Origin of the sequence: Halomonas cibimaris, from assembly GCF_039537045.1 — a bacterium.
Lineage (GTDB): Bacteria > Pseudomonadota > Gammaproteobacteria > Pseudomonadales > Halomonadaceae > Vreelandella > Vreelandella cibimaris.
On sequence record NZ_BAAAZT010000030.1, the window covers coordinates 303,616 to 321,004 of the forward strand.

General features: G+C 63.2%; 18 protein-coding genes and 3 tRNA genes. 8 read left to right on the forward strand and 13 right to left on the reverse strand.

What is annotated here, in order from left to right:
* Positions 1–49 precede the first annotated feature (49 nt).
* A complete protein-coding gene (locus tag ABD654_RS05375) occupies positions 50–1,174 on the forward strand; it encodes an AI-2E family transporter (protein ID WP_344703009.1) in 1,125 nt (374 codons plus the stop codon).
* 49 nt (positions 1,175–1,223) lie between these two features.
* On the opposite strand, the gene trxA is transcribed toward ABD654_RS05375, so the two are convergent.
* A complete protein-coding gene (trxA, locus tag ABD654_RS05380; protein WP_344703011.1) occupies positions 1,224–1,544 on the reverse strand; it encodes a thioredoxin in 321 nt (106 codons plus the stop codon).
* A gap of 311 nt (positions 1,545–1,855) precedes the next feature.
* Here trxA and cysB point away from each other — a divergent pair, with 311 nt between their 5' ends.
* Positions 1,856–2,830 (forward strand): HTH-type transcriptional regulator CysB, encoded by a 975-nt coding sequence (gene cysB / locus ABD654_RS05385; protein ID WP_344703013.1) that lies wholly within the window; start codon positions 1,856–1,858, stop codon positions 2,828–2,830.
* Between the two features lie 24 nt (positions 2,831–2,854).
* On the opposite strand, the gene pabB is transcribed toward cysB, so the two are convergent.
* Positions 2,855–4,231, reverse strand: coding sequence for an aminodeoxychorismate synthase component I (gene pabB / locus ABD654_RS05390; RefSeq protein WP_344703015.1), 1,377 nt, complete (start codon positions 4,229–4,231; stop codon positions 2,855–2,857).
* Between the two features lie 191 nt (positions 4,232–4,422).
* Here pabB and prpB point away from each other — a divergent pair, with 191 nt between their 5' ends.
* From prpB to ABD654_RS05405, 3 genes are all read left to right on the forward strand, one after another.
* The gene (gene prpB, locus ABD654_RS05395) at positions 4,423–5,313 is read left to right on the forward strand and encodes a methylisocitrate lyase (RefSeq protein WP_344703017.1); all 891 of its coding nucleotides are present in this window, start codon (positions 4,423–4,425) and stop codon (positions 5,311–5,313) included.
* 62 nt (positions 5,314–5,375) lie between these two features.
* On the forward strand, positions 5,376–6,506 hold the full coding sequence (prpC, locus tag ABD654_RS05400; RefSeq protein WP_344703019.1) for a bifunctional 2-methylcitrate synthase/citrate synthase: 1,131 nt from the start codon (positions 5,376–5,378) through the stop codon (positions 6,504–6,506).
* Positions 6,507–6,586: 80 nt separating this feature from the next.
* Positions 6,587–8,062 (forward strand): bifunctional 2-methylcitrate dehydratase/aconitate hydratase, encoded by a 1,476-nt coding sequence (locus ABD654_RS05405; protein WP_344703021.1) that lies wholly within the window; start codon positions 6,587–6,589, stop codon positions 8,060–8,062.
* Between the two features lie 6 nt (positions 8,063–8,068).
* Here the strand turns inward: ABD654_RS05405 and ABD654_RS05410 are convergent, their stop codons facing one another.
* The gene (locus ABD654_RS05410) at positions 8,069–8,347 is read right to left on the reverse strand and encodes a ComEA family DNA-binding protein (RefSeq protein ID WP_344703099.1); all 279 of its coding nucleotides are present in this window, start codon (positions 8,345–8,347) and stop codon (positions 8,069–8,071) included.
* 223 nt (positions 8,348–8,570) lie between these two features.
* Here ABD654_RS05410 and pyrF point away from each other — a divergent pair, with 223 nt between their 5' ends.
* Positions 8,571–9,269 (forward strand): orotidine-5'-phosphate decarboxylase, encoded by a 699-nt coding sequence (pyrF, locus tag ABD654_RS05415; RefSeq protein WP_344703023.1) that lies wholly within the window; start codon positions 8,571–8,573, stop codon positions 9,267–9,269.
* 15 nt (positions 9,270–9,284) lie between these two features.
* Here pyrF and lapB read toward each other — a convergent pair whose 3' ends face one another.
* The 3 genes from lapB to ABD654_RS05430 all read right to left on the reverse strand — a co-directional run bounded on the left by lapB (position 9,285) and on the right by ABD654_RS05430 (position 11,207).
* Positions 9,285–10,484 (reverse strand): lipopolysaccharide assembly protein LapB, encoded by a 1,200-nt coding sequence (gene lapB / locus ABD654_RS05420; protein WP_344703025.1) that lies wholly within the window; start codon positions 10,482–10,484, stop codon positions 9,285–9,287.
* Positions 10,485–10,502: 18 nt separating this feature from the next.
* Positions 10,503–10,808 (reverse strand): lipopolysaccharide assembly protein LapA domain-containing protein, encoded by a 306-nt coding sequence (locus tag ABD654_RS05425; RefSeq protein ID WP_344703027.1) that lies wholly within the window; start codon positions 10,806–10,808, stop codon positions 10,503–10,505.
* Between the two features lie 102 nt (positions 10,809–10,910).
* The gene (locus tag ABD654_RS05430) at positions 10,911–11,207 is read right to left on the reverse strand and encodes an integration host factor subunit beta (protein ID WP_344703029.1); all 297 of its coding nucleotides are present in this window, start codon (positions 11,205–11,207) and stop codon (positions 10,911–10,913) included.
* Between the two features lie 240 nt (positions 11,208–11,447).
* Here ABD654_RS05430 and ABD654_RS05435 point away from each other — a divergent pair, with 240 nt between their 5' ends.
* Positions 11,448–11,741, forward strand: a complete 294-nt coding sequence (locus tag ABD654_RS05435; RefSeq protein ID WP_344703031.1) for an FAD assembly factor SdhE — start codon at positions 11,448–11,450, stop codon at positions 11,739–11,741.
* Complete coding sequence (locus ABD654_RS05440; RefSeq protein ID WP_344703033.1) at positions 11,701–12,123, forward strand: hypothetical protein; 423 nt, start codon at positions 11,701–11,703, stop codon at positions 12,121–12,123. Before ABD654_RS05435 ends, ABD654_RS05440 begins: the two co-directional genes overlap by 41 nt.
* A 5-nt stretch (positions 12,124–12,128) precedes the next feature.
* Here the strand turns inward: ABD654_RS05440 and nadB are convergent, their stop codons facing one another.
* The 7 genes from nadB to ABD654_RS05475 form a co-directional block, all read right to left on the reverse strand.
* Complete coding sequence (gene nadB / locus ABD654_RS05445; RefSeq protein WP_344703035.1) at positions 12,129–13,727, reverse strand: L-aspartate oxidase; 1,599 nt, start codon at positions 13,725–13,727, stop codon at positions 12,129–12,131.
* A 104-nt stretch (positions 13,728–13,831) separates the two neighbouring features.
* Positions 13,832–13,916: transfer RNA gene (locus ABD654_RS05450), tRNA-Leu, on the reverse strand.
* Positions 13,917–13,951: 35 nt separating this feature from the next.
* A tRNA-Cys gene (locus ABD654_RS05455) sits at positions 13,952–14,025 on the reverse strand.
* A gap of 9 nt (positions 14,026–14,034) precedes the next feature.
* Positions 14,035–14,109: transfer RNA gene (locus tag ABD654_RS05460), tRNA-Gly, on the reverse strand.
* 67 nt (positions 14,110–14,176) lie between these two features.
* Positions 14,177–14,725 carry a CDP-diacylglycerol--glycerol-3-phosphate 3-phosphatidyltransferase gene (gene pgsA / locus ABD654_RS05465; RefSeq protein ID WP_344703037.1) on the reverse strand — a complete coding sequence of 183 codons (549 nt, stop codon included), beginning with the start codon at positions 14,723–14,725 and terminating at the stop codon, positions 14,177–14,179.
* Positions 14,726–14,831: 106 nt separating this feature from the next.
* Complete coding sequence (gene uvrC, locus ABD654_RS05470) at positions 14,832–16,646, reverse strand: excinuclease ABC subunit UvrC (protein WP_344703040.1); 1,815 nt, start codon at positions 16,644–16,646, stop codon at positions 14,832–14,834.
* Between the two features lie 71 nt (positions 16,647–16,717).
* Positions 16,718–17,368: a response regulator gene (locus ABD654_RS05475; protein WP_344703041.1), complete on the reverse strand. Its 651-nt coding sequence runs from the start codon at positions 17,366–17,368 to the stop codon at positions 16,718–16,720.
* Between the last annotated feature and the right edge of the window lie 21 nt (positions 17,369–17,389).

Below are 17,389 nucleotides of genomic sequence, written 5' to 3' on the forward strand. Positions count from 1 at the left end.
GCCGCAAATCACGCCACCATGTTCGGCTTTATCACAAGAGACAGACTGTATGCGCAACGCATCCGACCAGAGCTATCGTAGCGTGCCGCTACACGCCACCCTGGCGCTGGCCGCGCTGGTGATTATCGTTGCCGGCATGAAACTGGGTGCCAGCCTGCTGGTGCCGCTGCTGCTGGCATTTTTTATCGCGGTGGTGTGCACCGAGCCGGTCCACTGGCTGCACAACCGCGGCCTGCCCATGCGCCTGGCGGTATTGTTGACGCTGCTGGTGCTCATGGGGCTGGTGACGCTGCTGGGGTTTTTGGTGGCGAACAGTTTTACCACCTTCGTTGAGGCGCTGCCGGATATCGAAACGCGGCTGCGCCAGGCCTACTGGCAGATTCTCAACCGCTTGTCGGCTTTCGGGCTTGCGATCAATCCCGAAGAAATCAAGGCGGCGTTTGGCGGTAAAGGGGGCACGACCTGGGTATCCATGCTGCTCAGCGAGCTGGGCAATTTTTTCATGCAAAGCATGGTGGTGTCGCTGCTGGTCGTGTTCATGATGTTTGAGACGCTGCATTTTCGTAAAAAGATATCGCTGGCGCTGGCCAATCCCGCGCCCAGCCTGCAGCGCTTTGCCGAGTTCAGCGTCACGCTGAAGCGCTATCTGGCGGTCAAAACCATCATTAGCCTGACCACGGGGATTCTTGTTTGGCTGGCCTGCCTGCTGGTGGGCGTAAAGTTCGCGCTGCTGTGGGCGGTGCTGGCGTTTGCGCTCAATTTCATTCCCAATATCGGCTCGGCGATTGCCGCGGTGCCGCCGGTTTTGCTGCTGCTGGTCAGCCAGCAGGGCGGGCTGGGAGATGCCTTTTTGCTGTCCCTGGCGTATTTGGGCATCAACTTTGTGCTGGGCAACCTGGTTGAGCCGCGCCTGATGGGGCGGGCGCTGGGGCTTTCCACGCTGGTGGCGTTTGTTTCGCTGGTGGTGTGGGGCTGGATTTTCGGCGTGGCAGGGCTTTTGCTGTCGGTGCTTTTGACCATGACGCTTAAAATCGCGCTGGACAGCCACCCGCAGACCCGCTGGATGGCCCACCTGCTGGGGCCGGGGGCGCACATAGACGGGGACGGAGCGCAAGGGCAGCGTCTGCGCCAGGCAAGGCGCCCGCCTTCACGGCGCCGGCAGAAAGGCGAGTGAAGGCGGCGTTGTTTATTCGGCCGCGCTGCCGGCCGAGCTCAGCGGGCCGTTAGGCGTTTTGATCGAGAAACTGGTTCAGCTGAGACTTGGACTGTGCGCCTACCAGGGAGGCGACCTTGGTGCCGGACTTGAACAGCATCACCGTGGGGACGCCGCGTACGCCCTGCTCGGCGGCAATTTCCGGCGCGTCGTCGACGTTGACGCTGGCGACCTTGACGCTGCCGTCGCGCTCGTCGGCGACTTCGTCCACCACCGGTGCCATCACTTTGCAAGGGCCGCACCAGGGCGCCCAGAATTTCAGCAGTACCGGCTGCTCGGCGTTGAGCACTTCCTGTTCAAAATTGGCGTTGGTGACATCTACGTTGGACATTTTTCTCTCCCGTTTGCGTTGCGTTGGTGTGTCGTTGCCGTATCCAAGGCGACGACTTTCGGCGTATTTGCGACGCTATTCACCGCGCCAAGCCGGCAAATGTTAGCCGCCGCGGGGCAGGCTGGCAAATCATCGCCTGCCCCACGCCGCCGGCGCGCTTTGCAGCGGCGATATCGGCACAGCGCCGCGGCGCTGTTTTCTATAGGGTAAAAGTATTGGCGTAGCGTTTTTTATTCTATTTTATTAGTGTTGGCGCTAACCGTGTCAACGGGTTGCCATCAAGGGAAGCGTCAAAGGGAAGAGTCAGGGCCATGAAGCTACAGCAGCTACGCTATATCTGGGAAGTCAAGCGGCATCGTCTGAACGTATCGGCCACCGCGCAAAGTCTTTTCACCTCCCAGCCGGGGGTCTCCAAGCAGGTGCGCTTGCTGGAAGACGAGCTGGGCGTGGAAATTTTTGCCCGCAGCGGCAAGCATCTGACCCGGGTAACGCCGGCGGGTGAGGCCATTATCGAACTGGCCGGCCAGGTGCTGCGGCTGACGGAAAATATCAAGGACGTAGCCCAGGAGTACAGCAACGAGCGGCGCGGCAGCATGGCCATTGCCACCACGCACACTCAGGCGCGCTACGCGCTGCCGCCGGTGATTGCCGAGTTCACCCGTCAATATCCCGACGTGGCGCTGCATATGCAGCAGGGCACGCCCAAACAGATTGCGCAGATGGTCAGCGAAGGCCAGGCCGACTTTGCCATCGCCACCGAGTCGCTTGAGCTGTTTACCGATTTGATATTGCTGCCGTGCTATCGCTGGAACCGCTGCGTGCTGGTGCCCCGGGGCCACCCGCTGACGCGCCTGGGCGGTGCGCTGACGCTGGAGGCGCTGGCCGACTATGCGCTGGTGACCTACGTTTTTGGCTTTACCGGCCGCTCCCAGCTTGATGATGCCTTCAAGGCCTGCGGGCTTGAGCCCAACGTGGTTCTCACAGCGGCGGATGCCGATGTAATCAAGACCTATGTGCGCCTGGGGATGGGCGTGGGGATCGTGGCCGATATGGCGGTGGATGAAGCCCAGGACGATGACCTGGTAGCGCTCAAGGCCGATCACCTCTTTGAAAGCTCCACCACCAAGATCGGCATTCGCCGCGGCACGTTCATGCGCGGCTATATGTACGACTTTCTCGCCCGCTTTGCTCCGCACCTGGATCGCGATCTGGTGGACGCGGCGCTGGCGGCCGGGCCTCGCCATGAAAAAACGCTGTTTGACGATATTTGCCTGCCGGAATATTGAAGGCAAATCAAAGGCCGGTCGGCGCTATGGCGGCGTATGGTATGCCAGCGCGGCGACCAGGTGGCGAATCTTGTCCAGGGTTTCGGTGTACTCCGCGTGAAGGTCGGAATCGGCCACCAGGCCGCCGCCGCCCCAGACGCTGAGCGTTTCGCCGTCGGCGAGTACCGTGCGGATGGCAATGGAGGTATCCATGTGGCCGCGCGCGTCCACGTAGCCCAGGCTGCCGCAGTAGAGGCTGCGCTGGCAGGGTTCCAGCGCGTCGATGATCTGCATGGCGCGGATTTTCGGCGCGCCGGTAATCGAGCCGCCGGGAAAGGCGGCCTCCAGCAGGGCAAGCGGTGACGCGCCGGCCGCAAGCTCGCCTTGCACCACGCTGACCAGATGATGCACGTTGGGGTAGCTTTCCAGCCCGCAGAGCGCGGGTACGCGTACGCTTCCCGGCCGGCACACCCGGCCCAGATCGTTGCGCAGCAGATCCACAATCATCACGTTTTCGGCGCGGTCTTTCTCGCTTTGCAGCAGCGCCTGCGCCTGGGCGCGATCGTCTTCCGGCGTGGCTCCCCGAGGGCGGGTGCCCTTGATCGGACGGGTTTCCACCTGCCCGTTGCGCACGCGAATAAAGCGCTCGGGAGACAGCGACATCACGGCTTTATCGCCCCAGGCCATAAACGCTGAAAACGGCGTCGGTGTGGCCCGGCGCAGGCGGCAATAGGCGTCCCAGGCGTCGCCTCGGTAGCGGGCGGAAAGCCGCTGGGCGAGGTTGATCTGATAGCAGTCCCCGGCGCGAATGTAGTGCTGCACCCGGGCAAAGCGCTCGGCATAGTCGTCCTGGCTCATGTCGGGACGAAACGGCGCGACAAGGTGGAAATCTTCGCCGGCGCCTGCCGGCTGCTCCAGCCATTGCTGGACCTCCTCGGCGCGTGCCGGGGTGGCGGCAAGCCAGGCTTCGCGCCGCCGGTGATCCAGCACGATGGCCCAGTCGTAAAGCCCCAGGCGCGCGGCGGGGAGCGACGTCGCGGCGGGTTGGGCGCTGGCGATGCCGTGATGTTGGCAGCCCAGGTCATAGCCCCAGTAGCCCATAAGGCCGCCGAGAAAGGGCAGCTCGCTGTCGATATCCGGGGCGGGCAGCTGGGCCAGCAGCCAGGCCTGGGCGGCAAAGGCGTCGGTGAGCCCGTCGGGCAGCGCGGCCAGGGCGCTGTCATGGCGCTGCAGGTGCGGGTGGCCATCGGCGTTTACCTGCAGAGTGCCCAGCGGGTCGCAGCTCATGATGTCGTAGCGGCCGCGGGCCTGGAGGCGGCCGCTGTCGAGCAGTACGGCGCCCGGGCGCTGGCGCAGCCGGGCAAACAGCGCCAGCGGATCGTCGGCGTAAGGCAGCGGGGTCAGTGTCAACGGCGTGGTCATGGGAAAGCGTCGCCTTGCCAAAATGGGAGCGCCTTATTCTAGGGGCGTGCTGCCGGCCTTGCCAGCCGTCCGGCTCGATGTGAGGCGCGCCTCGGCGCCTACGCCTTTAGGGCAAGCGGGGCGCTCGCTGCTGGCTGGCTCGCTGAGTGGTCTGTAGTATCTGGGAGGTCTTTTCAGCGAGGATGACGCTTATGACCGCACCGACTCCCGGCGCTCGCTTTCGCGCAGCGCTTAACCGCAGTCACCCGCTGCCGATCCTCGGCACGATCAACGCCTATACCGCGCTGATGGCCGAGCGCGTCGGCCACCAGGCGATTTATCTGTCCGGCGGCGGGGTGGCCAACGCCTCGTTCGGCCTGCCGGATCTGGGCATAACCACCATGAACGACGTGGTGGAAGACGCCCGCCGTATCTGCGGCGCCACCGACCTGCCGCTGCTGGTGGACATCGATACCGGCTGGGGCGGCGCGTTCAACATCGCCCGCAGCGTCAAGGAGCTGCAGCGTGCCGGCGCGGCCGCTGTGCACCTGGAAGACCAGGTAGCGCAGAAACGCTGCGGCCACCGGCCCAACAAGGCGATCGTGTCCCAGGCGGAAATGGTCGACCGCATCAAGGCCGCCGCTGACGCGCGGCTCGATCCGGATTTTTTCCTTATTGCGCGCACCGACGCCTTTCAAAAAGAAGGGCGAGACGCCGCCATTGAACGTGCCAACGCCTGTGTGGCGGCCGGCGCGGACGCCATTTTTGCCGAGGCGGTACATACCCTTGACGACTATCGCGCCTTCTGCGAGCGCGTTGACGCGCCGATTTTGGCCAACATCACCGAGTTTGGCGCCACGCCGCTGTTTACCCAGGCCGAGCTGGGCGATGCGGGCTGCGCTATGGTGCTGTATCCGCTGTCGGCGTTTCGTGCGATGAACGCAGCGGCGCTCAACGTCTATCAAAGCATCATGGACAACGGCCACCAGCAAAACGTGGTGGCGAGCATGCAGACTCGCGACGAGCTTTACGACATGCTTGGCTATCACGCCTTTGAGCAAAAGCTCGATGCGCTGTTTGCCGGGCATGACGACAGGGACTGACGCGCACTTTTCGCGCTTTCTCAGCCTTGTTCCCCAACGTCGCTACTAGCAGGAGTACCATCATGGCAGAGCAAAAACTCAGCGGTGCCGGCCTGCGCGGCCAGAGTGCCGGCGAAACCGCGCTTTGCACCGTGGGCAAGTCCGGCTCGGGATTGACCTACCGCGGCTTTGACATTCAGACGCTGGCAGAGCATGCCCGTTTTGAAGAAGTCGCCTATCTGCTGCTCAAGGGCAAACTGCCCAGCCGCGCCGAGCTCGACGCCTACATCGCGCGGTTGAAAAGCCTGCGCGGGCTGCCCGATGCGCTGAAAACCGTACTTGAACAGATTCCCGCCGATGCCCATCCGATGGAGGTGATGCGTACCGGCGCCTCGATGCTGGGCAATCTGGAAACCGAGGAAAGTTTTGACGCCCAGCAGAACGTCGCGGATCGTCTTGTCGCCGCGCTGCCGTCGATCATTGCCTACTGGTACCGTTTCAGCCACGACGGTCAGCGTATCGATACCGCCACCGACGATGACTCCACCGGGGCACACTTTTTGCACCTGCTCCACGGTGAGGCGCCCAGCCGGCTGCATGCCGATGCCATGAACGTCTCGCTGATCCTCTACGCCGAGCACGAATTCAACGCCTCGACCTTCACCGCCCGGGTGTGCGCCTCGACGCTTTCAGACCTGTATTCCTGCGTTACCGGCGCCATCGGCAGCCTGCGCGGCCCGCTGCACGGCGGCGCCAACGAGGCCGCCATGGAAATGATCGAAGGCTTTGCCTCGCCCGACGACGCCGAGCGCGGCATGCTCGACAAGCTCGCGCGCAAGGAAAAGATCATGGGCTTTGGCCACGCCATCTACCGCGAGTCCGACCCGCGCAACGCTATCATCAAGCAGTGGGCAGAAAGGCTGGCCGACGACGTAGGCGACCGCGTGCTCTATCCCGTGTCGGTGCGCTGCGAAGAAGTCATGTGGCGGGAAAAAAAGCTGTTTTGCAACGCCGACTTTTTCCACGCCAGCGCCTATCACTTCATGGGGATTCCCACCAAGCTGTTCACGCCCATTTTTGTCATGGCCCGGGTGACCGGCTGGTGCGCTCACGTGTTTGAGCAGCGCGCTAACAACCGCATTATCCGTCCCAGCGCCGACTACACAGGCCCTGAGCACTGCGACTGGGTGCCCATCGATCAGCGCAACGGATAGCGCCCGTTTTCTCACCGGCCTGCGCTGCGCAGACACCCCGCAGCGCAGGGCCGGTTTGTTGAAGTACCAAGGAGATTTGCATGTCCGACGACAATCAGCGCCCCGACTATGATGCCGAACTGCAACGCATTGCCGACTACGTGCTGAGCGCACCGACGCCTTCAGCCGAGGCGTGGGAAACCGCCCGCTACTGCCTGATGGATACGCTGGGCTGCGGGCTTTTGGCGCTGCGCTTTCCGGAATGCACCAAGCATCTGGGCCCGCTGGTCCCCGGCACGCAGGTGCCCCACGGGGCCCGAGTACCGGGCACGCCGTTTTGCCTGGACCCGGTCAAGGCCGCGTTTGATATCGGCACGGCCGTTCGCTGGCTGGACTACAACGACACCTGGCTTGCCGCCGAGTGGGGCCACCCGTCGGACAACCTGGGGGCGATTCTCGCCGTGGCCGACCACCTGTCCCAGCAGCGCACGGCCCGGGGCGAGGCGCCGCTGACCATGGACGCGGTGCTGCAGGCGATGATCATGGCCCATGAAATCCAGGGCGTGCTGGCGCTGGACAACAGCTTCAACCGCGTGGGGCTGGATCACGTGGTGCTGGTCAAGGTGGCCTCAACGGCGGTTTCGGCATGGCTGATGGGCGCGGACCGCGAGCAGCTGCTTTCCGCGCTGTCCCACGCCTTTGTCGACGGCCAGAGCCTGCGCACCTACCGGCATGCACCCAACGCCGGTTCGCGCAAGAGCTGGGCGGCGGGGGATGCTGCCTCTCGGGGCGTGCGCCTGGCGGATATGGCCCTGCGCGGCGAGATGGGCATTCCCGGCGCGCTGAGCGCACCGCAGTGGGGCTTTTACGACGTAGCGTTCAGCCATACCAACCGGGATTTGGCCACCAAGCCGGAAGGCGAGCGTCGCTTCAGCTTCCAGCGCGAGCTTGGCTGCCATGTGATGGAAAACGTGCTGTTCAAGATTGCCTTTCCCGCCGAGTTTCACGCCCAGACCGCCTGTGAGGCGGCCATGACGCTGCACCCGGACGTTGCCGGCCGGCTCGACGAGATCGAACGCATCGAGCTTGTCACCCACGAGTCGGCCGTTCGCATCATTGCCAAGAGCGGGCCTTTGGCCAACCCCGCCGACCGCGACCACTGCCTGCAGTACATGGTGGCCGTGCCGCTGATTTTCGGCGCGCTTGAGGCCGAGCACTACGAAGACGACTTTCACGCCGCCCATCCGGAAATTGACCGGCTGCGCGAGCGCATGCAGGTGGTCGAGGAGCCGCGCTATTCCGCGGACTATCTTGATCCCGACAAGCGCTCCATCGCCAACGCCGTTCAGGTGTTTTTCACCGACGGCAGCCGTAGCGAAAAAGTTGAGGTGGAATATCCCGTCGGCCATCGCCGCCGGCGAGAAGAGGGCATTCCTTTGCTGGTCGAAAAATTCACTCGCCATCTGGCCACGCGCTTTCCGCCTCGTCAGGCAGACGCCATTTTGGCCCAGTGCGAAAGCACCGGCGCGCTGGAAGGCACGCCGGTGCATCGGTTCATGGATCAGTGGCGGATATAAAGGAAGTTAAAATTCGATTTCGTCGCGAATCTTGTCCACTGTGACAGCGCCGATGCCGCTGACGCGCGTCAGGTCGTCGGCGCTTTCAAAATCACCGTTGGCCTCGCGTTCCTTGATCAGCGCTTCGGCGCGGCTGGGGCCGATACCCGGCAGCTCGCCGAGCAGCGCAGCGTCGGCGGTGTTGACGTTAATCGGCGCGACCTGCTGTGCGACGGCGCCGCCGGAAAGGCCAAGCGTGCAGCTGAGCAGCAGGGCAGCGGTGAGTCCTTTAAGCGTCATGTTGATCCTCCATGAAAAGCGATGCGAGCGGCGTGCCGGGCAAAAAAAGCACCGGCTTCTATAAGCTAGTCGGTTGTTGGCCGGCGGGTGTACGTAATGCTTGCCTTTTTTGTACGACATCCGCTACAGGTATTGTTCGTTATGGCATACAGGCTTTTTCGGCCGATCGGGGCTGATATACTGGCGAACACGCCGACACTCTTTTTCGGGATTTTTCGGGAGCTACCACGTGACCACGTCATCCCCGCTGATTATCGCTCTGGACTACCCCTCGCTGGATGCCGCGCTGTGCATGGCCGATCAGCTCGATCCTGCTCGCTGTCGGCTAAAAGTCGGTAAAGAGCTTTTCACTCGCAGCGGTCCGGCCGTGCTGGAAGCGCTGCACGGGCGAGGCTTCGAGGTGTTTCTGGATCTTAAATTTCACGATATTCCCAACACTGTAGCCGGCGCGGTGCAGGCGGCGGCGGAGCAGGGCGTATGGATGGTCAACGTGCATGCCGGCGGCGGGCGTCGGATGATGCAAGCCGCCGCCGAGCGCCTGGCTGCTCATCGCCTGGCAACACGCTTGATTGCAGTTACGGTGCTGACCAGTATGGACGCCGCCGATCTGGCCGAGACGGGCATTAAAGTGCCGCTCGATGAGCAGGTGCAGCGGCTGGCCCGGCTGGCCCGTGACAGCGGCATGAGCGGGGTGGTGTGCTCGGCACGGGAAGCCGGCATGCTCGCTGCCAGCTGCGGGGCAGATTTCATGAAGGTAACCCCGGGCATTCGGCCACGCTTCGCGGCTGCCGACGATCAGCAGCGCATCATGACGCCGCGCGCTGCCCTTCAGGCGGGCAGTACGCACCTGGTGGTGGGGCGTCCGGTGACCCAGGCGGCAGATCCCATGGGCGCGCTTGACGCCATCGAGGCGGAGCTTTCGGTATAGCAACGGCGCGATCCGCTATTCCCCGTCAACGCCAATAATCGGCTTGACGCTGCCCCACTGGCGGCAGCTGGGGCACTGCCAGATGAGCATGTCACCGCTAAAGCCGCAGCGCTGGCAGCGATAGCGCGGGCGGTTTTCCAGCAGTGCGCGGGTGTGTCGCTTGAGTAGAAACAGCCGCGAATCCGGCGTTTGCCGTTGGCTTTGGCGCTGGCTTTCCATGTAAAGATCCAGCAGATAATCCAGCCCGCCAAGGCTTGGAGATGCCTCCAGGCGCTCGCCGGTCTGTTCGATGGCGCGCTCTACCCCGTCATGCCGGTGGGTCATTTCGCCCAGGCGGACAATTACGCTGGTGTAGGGTGCATCCGGCAAGAGCTCAAGGAGGTGGCGGGTAAAGCCGGCGTCGTCGCCGGCGTAGCGGTAGGCCCGCTGCAGCGCCGGTAGCATGGTGGGAATGTGGGCCTGGTCCTGCTCGGCGATCCGACCCAGCCGGGCAATAGCGTTGGCATAGCGGCCGTTGTCCATTGCCAGCTCGGCAAGCATCAAATTGGCGCGCACGCACTGCGGGTCCAGCTGCAGGGCTTTTTTGAGCCGGCGCTTGGCCAGCGAACGGCTGGCCTGAGTCATATCGTCAGCGGCCAGTTCGCACTGCCAGTGAGCGGCGGCGACCTGAATATCGGCTTGCTGCTCCAGCAGCGGCTGGATGATATCCAGCGCGCTTTGCCAGTCTTTTTCGCGCTCGAACAGGTCAATCAGCAGGCGCCTGGCCGCCATTCGGTGCGTCTGGTGCTGGCTATCGGCATCGGTTTGCTGCAATAGCCGCTGAGCGCGGTCGTGCAGGCCCAGCGCCATGAAATCCTGTGCCAGCTCCAGCTGCACCTGTTCGTTCTGCCATGCCGAAAGCGACGGGCGGGCGAGCAGGTTTTGATGAATATTAACGGCTTTATCGGCTTCGCCGCGGGTGCGAAAGAGCTTGCCCAGGGTGATGTGGGTGTCAACGGTATCGCTGTTGACCTCCAGGGCGTGAATGAAGGTGTTGATGGCTTTGTCGGGCTTTTCATCCAGTAGATAGTTGAGCCCGACGAAATAGTCACGCGAAAGCGATCTTGAAGGAGGCGCCGGGGAAGGGGTAATGCGGCGTGACGCCTGGCGATACCCCAGCCCGAAGCCGATGGCAATGGCGGCTACCAGCACGCCCAGCAGCACGGCATCCAGCATTCAGGTCGCATCCGTCATTCAGGCGAGTTCCTTCATCTCCCCGGTGCGCAGGCGGTCGAGCTCCTTGCGCTGCTGTTTATTGTGGCGCTGGGCGCCGGCCAGCCGAGCCTTGAGCCGCACGTAGACGCCAAGCATGGCCAGCATGCCGATGACCACGCCGGCGGTAAGCGTTGCCAGCAGCCAGACCGAAAGCGACACGGGCGGCAGCTCTAGCCAGATAAGGTTGAGTGCTACGGTTTGTTGGTTGTTGACGGCGAAAAGAATGCCGACCAGCAATACCACCAGCAGAATGGCAGCAAGCAAAAGCCCTTTGATCCAGCGCATGATGAGTGTCCTGATTGGTAGCGTATCCAGTGCCCTATTGTGTATGAGTCTGGGCGCTGCGTCACCCCGCAAACGGCTGTTATGTGTCCGCGTTGTCGGGGGTCAATAGCCTTGGGTGCGGCTTGCGTCGACCTGTTCGCGCAGCTCCTTGCCGGGCTTGAAGTGCGGTACGTACTTGCCGTTGAGCTCTACCGGATCGCCGGTTTTGGGATTGCGGCCGGTGCGCGGCTCACGATAGTGCAGCGAGAAGCTGCCAAAGCCGCGTATTTCCACGCGGCTGCCGCTGGCCAGGGTGTCGGTAATATCGTCCATTATCAAACGCACGGCCGTTTCTGCCTCCTTGAGCGACAGCTCTGGCTTGCGCATTGCAATCTGTTCGATCAGCTCTGATTTTGTCATTGATGGGCTCCATGCAGCGACGAACAAAGCGCCGGCGATAAACGCAGAAGCCGGCCGCCGCGGCGCCTTGGTGTAGGGCAGGGTTCAGCATACTGCGACACTGTGGAGAAAACAATTCAGCGAAAACAAGCGACTAGCCTGTAGCGTCAACGGCTGCAGCATAGCCGGGACGCAACACTATCGCGAACCTGTGTGTGCGCTATACTGCGGTTTCCTTTCATCGACGCAAAGAGGCTAACGTTGAACGACGATACTTCCCCCGAGGCTATCCAGCGCAAACGCCTGTATTGGCACTCTCGCCGCGGCATGTGGGAGCTGGACCTGCTGCTGATTCCGTTTCTGGAGCGGTGCTACGACACGCTGAGCCCCGACGATCAGGCCGCTTACCGGCAGCTGATCACCGAAGAGGATCAGGATCTGTTTGGTTGGCTGATGCGCCGGGAGTGGCCGGAAGATGCCGCGCGTCGGCGTATTGTCAAAATGATTGTAGCGCATGCAGAAAGCCTCGATAACGCTGCCTATCGCGGCCTCTAATGCGGGCTGCGTTGCGCATGCGCTGCTGGCGGGCGTGGCGGGCTGGCTTTTCGGTGTGAGCGTGGGGCTGGCAGCGGCAGGGCTTTGGTGCGCGCTTAGCGGCATCTGGCTGTGGCGCGCGCGCCGGCAAGCGCCTCGGGGAGCGCTGGAAGTCAGCGTTGACGAGGCGGGAATTATGGGGCGCTTTCTGCCCGAACCCGGCAGCAGCGAGGCCGCCTCGGCCGGTCTGTCTGACGCCTGGGTGCCGCTTCACTGTGACTATCTGGGGCCGTGGCTTGCCGGCCTTTGGCTGGGTGGCAAAAGGCTTTGGCTATGGCCGGACAGCGCGCCTGCCGAGGCGCGGCGCCGGCTGCGCTGCACGTTTCACCGGCCGGGCCGCTAGGCCGGTTAGCGGCGAGGCTGGCCGGCGCTCAGATCGGCCAAAGTGAGCGTTGAAGGCGTCGCGGTTGAGGCGTGTTCGGGCCAGTCGGTGCTGAAATGCAGGCCGCGCGATTCGCGGCGTTGCCCGGCAGCATGGACGGTCAGCTGTGCCAGGCTCAGCGCCTGCCACAGCCGTCGGCTTGCAGGGTGATCAAGGGCAGGGCTGTGCTTTTGCAGCTCGGCCTGCGCTTCGCCAAGGGTCGCAGCCGCGCGGCTGAGCCCGGCTTGGCTGCGCACAATTGATACGTCTTGGCTCATGGCCCGGCGCATGGTGTTGCGCAGCCGATTCAGTGCCGGTAGGTCAACGTCGGCCTTCGGGTTGAGCGCTGAGAAATCGCTCATTGTGGCAGGTGGAGGCAGCGGCGTTGATACAATGCGTCGGGCGCAGCTGCGGGCAAATACCAGGCATTCCAGCAGAGAGTTGCTGGCCATACGGTTGGCGCCGTGAAGGCCGGTGCAGGCCGTCTCCCCCACGGCGTACAGGCCGGTAACGCCGGTCGCGCCGGCCAGGTCAGTGGCAACGCCGCCGCAGCTGTAATGGGCTGCCGGCACCACGGGAATTGGCCGGCGAATGACGTCAATGCCTCGCTGGCGGCAGTGGGCCACGATAGTGGGGAAATGCCGGCGAACGGCATCGGCGCCGAGGTGGCCAACGTCCAGCCAGACATGGCCGCTTGTGCCGCGCTGTATTTCGGCGTCGATGGCACGGGCAACCACGTCTCGGGGAGCAAGCTCTGCGCGCGAATCCACGGCGGGCATGAAGCGCTCGCCGGCCTCGTTTAACAGCCGGCCGCCTTCGCCGCGTACGGCTTCGCTGATCAGAAACGCCGGGCCGTCGGGATCGTAAAGGCCGGTCGGGTGAAACTGCTGGAATTCCAGATTGGACAGGCGTGCGCCCAGCGTAGCGGCCATCATCATGCCGTGACCGCTGGCCGGATCGGGCGCGGTAGTATGGGCGTAGAGTCCGCTGGCGCCGCCGGTCGCCAGAACCGTATGCGGGGCCATGATGCGCTGTACGCGGCCCGCATCGTCGATGCCCCAGGCTCCCTGGCAGGCGCCGTCACGGCTTTGAATCAGATCCGTGACGCGAACGTCGGTCAGCACTCGAATGCCGGTGTGCCGGGCGATGCGGCCGTTGAGGGCCTCAACAACGGCACGCCCGGTGGCGTCGTCGGCATGAATGATGCGGCGAGCGCTGTGCCCGCCTTCCCGGGTAAGGTGGTAGGGGTAGCGCGCGCCGGGGCTGCTGTCCGGGGTGAACGCTACGCCGCATTCCAATAGCCAGTCGATGGCGCGCGGGCCGTTTTCCACGGTAAAGCGCACGGCCGCGGGGTCGCACAGACCGTCCCCTGCGGCCAGGGTGTCGTTGATGTGGGCGGCAAAATCGTCATCCGGTGCCAAAACGGCGGCGATGCCTCCCTGGGCCCAGCGGCTGGCGCCGGCAGCGGGTTTGATCAGCGTAACGTCGCAGTGATCCGCCAGCTGCAGGGCCAGCGTCAGCCCGGCGACGCCGCCGCCAATAATCAGCGCGTCGGTGGATGCGGTCGTTGAATGGGGTGCGTTCATGGGCGGTTCCTTCTTCAACAACCGGCCGTTGTCAGGGCTGTGACGCAAAAGGCAACGTCTATGCCGGCGTCGGGATGCCGCGGAAGAGGGAATACGCTGTGAACTGGTGCCCGGAGCCGGACTTGAACCGGCACGCCATTAGGCAAGCGATTTTAAGTCGCTAGTGTCTACCCATTCCACCATCCGGGCGTGATATAGCAAATACGGGGGAGATTACAAAGGAGTGGAGGCTGGAGTCGGAATCGAACCGGCGTTAACGGAGTTGCAGTCCGCTGCATCACCACTCTGCCATCCAGCCTCAAGTCGTTGGAGCGGGAAAGGAGATTCGAACTCCCGACCCTCGCCTTGGCAAGGCGATGCTCTACCGCTGAGCTATTCCCGCTCGACTCGCTGGCGAATTATACGCAGGATTTTAGCCGTGTCAACGACTAGCGTTGCTATCTTGTGTTTTACATGGACCGGCGCAGGTGCGGCCAGGCGGCCTTGAGGTACTGCATCATGGACCACAGCGTCAGCAAGGCGGCGCTATACAGCGTGAGAATGCCCAGCGTTGCCATCAGGTGGCCGGTGGGAAAGCCCAGCAGTATGAGAATGGCGATCATCTGCAGCGTGGTTTTCAGCTTGCCGACCCAGGACACGGCCACCGCGCCGCGTTTGCCCATTTCTGCCATCCATTCGCGCAGAGCGGATATCACGATTTCGCGGCCGATAATGACCAGCGCGGGCAGGGTAAGCGCCCAGGTATCAAAGCGTTCGATCAGCAGCGCCAGTGCAACCGCCACCATCAGTTTGTCAGCGACCGGATCAAGAAAAGCGCCGAAAGGGGTCGACTGGTTCCAGCGGCGAGCCAGGTAGCCGTCCAGCCAGTCGGTAACGGCGGCCAGCGCAAAGAAGGCCGCAGCGGCGGGCATGCTCCACTCAAACGGCAGATAGAACAGCACAACCAGTAGCGGAATGAAAACGATGCGGGCGAGCGTAAGAATGTTGGGTATGTTCATCGCGGAGTGCGATCCTTGCCGGAAAAACGAGAGAAAGCGGTTAAGCATTGTAAATGCCCGGCCTATTCTATCCCTCTTGTCGGGCGGCATCCATGCTCGCTGTGCTTTATCCGTGGAGTGCTTGATAAATCACATCGGCCAGCGCTTCGCTGATGCCGGGCACCCGGGCAAGCTCGGCACGTCCGGCCTTGCGCACGCCTTGCAGGCCGCCGAAAAAGCGCAAAAGTTCCCGGCGGCGTTTGGGGCCGATGCCGGGAATATCCTGCAGCGTGGAGGTGCGCCGGGTCTTGTCTCGGGCGGCGCGGTGGCCGGCAATGGCAAAGCGGTGGGACTCGTCGCGGATGTGCTGGATCAGGTGCAGTGCCGGCGAGGTGGCCTCCAGGTCCAGCGGCTGCTCGGGGGTTTCAAGAAACAGCGTTTCCAGTCCGGCCTTGCGGGTGCTGCCCTTGGCTACGCCGAGCAGAATAATGTGGTCGATGCCGAGCGTTTTCAGCACCTCGCGGGCCATGTTGAGCTGGCCTTTGCCGCCGTCTACGATCAGCACGTCAGGGGCGACACCGGTGCTGTCAGTCACACGCTTGAGCCGCCGGGTCAGGGCCTGCTGCATGGCGGCATAGTCGTCGCCGGCGGCAATGCCTTTGATGTTGAAGCGGCGGTAGTCGCTTTTGCGCGGCCCGCCGGTATCAAACACCACGCAGGAGGCGACGGTAGCCTCGCCGTGGCTGTGGCTGATGTCAAAACACTCCAGCCGTTCGGGCATGCCGGTAAGCCCCAGGGCGTTTTGCAGCGCGGCCAGGCGCGCGGTCATTTGCTGCTGGTCGGCAAGGGCGGTGGCCAGGTGCTGTTCGGCGTTGGCGACGGCTAGATCCTGCCACTGGGCGCGGTGGCCGCGCACGTGATGCGCCAAGCGAACGCGTTTGCCGGCGTGCTGGGAGAGTGCGCTTTGCAACAGCGCAGCGTCGTCCAGCCCGTGGGAGGTAATGATCTCGGCGGGCACGTCGTGCGGCTGGGCCAAATAGTACTGGCCGACGACGTTGGCCAGCAGTGCGGCGGGGTCCAGATCCAGATCGTTGGGCGGGGTATGGTGGCGCGCGCCGAGCAGGCGGCCGTCGCGCACGCTGAGTATTGCCACGCTCAGGCCCCCGGGGCGCTGGGCCAGGGCAAAGACGTCGGCATCGCCGTTTTGGGTGTCGACGAACTGGCGCTGCTGCAGTGCTCTGAGCTGCTGGATCTGGTCACGCAGCCGTGCGGCTTGCTCAAAGTCCAGTGCCTGGCTGGCCTGCTCCATGGCGTCGGTCAGCGTCTGGGTGACGTGTTCGCTTTTGCCCTCCAGGCACATGACGGCGTGTTCCAGATCCTGGCGGTAGTCGGCTTCGCTGATGTAGTCCACGCAAGGGGCGCTGCAGCGCTCTATCTGATACTGCAGGCACGGGCGCGAGCGGTGGGCGAAAACGCTGTCTTCGCAGCTGCGGATGCGGAAAATTTTCTGCATCAGCGCGAGGCTTTCGCGCACCGCACTGCTGCTGGGATACGGGCCCAGGTAGCGGCCGTCGCCGCGACGCTGGCGCACGCGTTTGTACTCCAGCGCTGGAAACGGGTGGCGGTCGGTGACGAAAATAAACGGGTAGGACTTGTCGTCGCGCAGCAGAATATTATAGGGCGGGCGCAGCGATTTGATCAGGTTTTGCTCCAGCAGCAAGGCTTCGATCTCGCTGCGGGTAACGGTGACCTGGATATCGGCAATGCGCCCGACCATCGCCTGGGTCTTGGCGTTCAGGCGGCCGCGAAAATAGCTGGACAGGCGGGCATTGAGCCGTTTGGCCTTGCCCACGTACAGGGTGTTGCCCTGAGCGTCGAGCATGCGATATACGCCCGGCGAGGCGCCGACGGTGCTGAGAAACTGCTTGTGATCAAAGCTCATGCGCCGAGTTTAGCACGATGATCAGACCGGTCTGTTAGCGGGCTGGCGTCGCACAGCCGCAAAGCCGGGCATCAAGCGTTGATGGCGTCAAAGCCGTCTACCAGGCCGTGGTGCAAGGCCAGGTGCGTCAGCTTGACGTCGGAGTCGATATCGAGCTTTGCAAACACGCGGTAGCGGTAGGCGTTGATCGTTTTGCTGCTCAGGTGAAGGTGCTCGGCAATGTCACAAACGCGCTGGCCGTTGACCACCATCAGCGCTATCTGCAGCTCGCGCCGGGAAAGTTGGTTGAAGCGGTTGGCCTCTCCGGCTACGTGGGTCAGCGCCAGACGCTGCGCTACGCTGTGTCCGATATAGCGTCGGCCGTGGAAAACATGGCGAATGGCATCCAGCATTTCGTGGTGATAGGCGCTTTTGCTTAAAAAGCCGGCGGCTCCCGCTTCGATGATGTGCCGGGCCAGGCTGCCTTCAATATGGGCGGTCAATACCAGCACTTTGATATCGGACATGCCGCGACAGATTCGCCGGATGGCTTCCAGCCCGCCAATGCCGGGCATGTGCGTATCCATCAGTACGATATCGGGGCGTTGCCCGCGGCATTGGGCGACTGCGCTTTCGCCGTCGGCGGCTTCACCGATAATGGTCATATCGCACTCCTGATTGATCAGGTGAGCGATGCTGGTTCTGACGAGATGGTGGTCGTCGGCTATCAGTAGTTTGATCACACGGCAGCCTCCTGAAGGGGA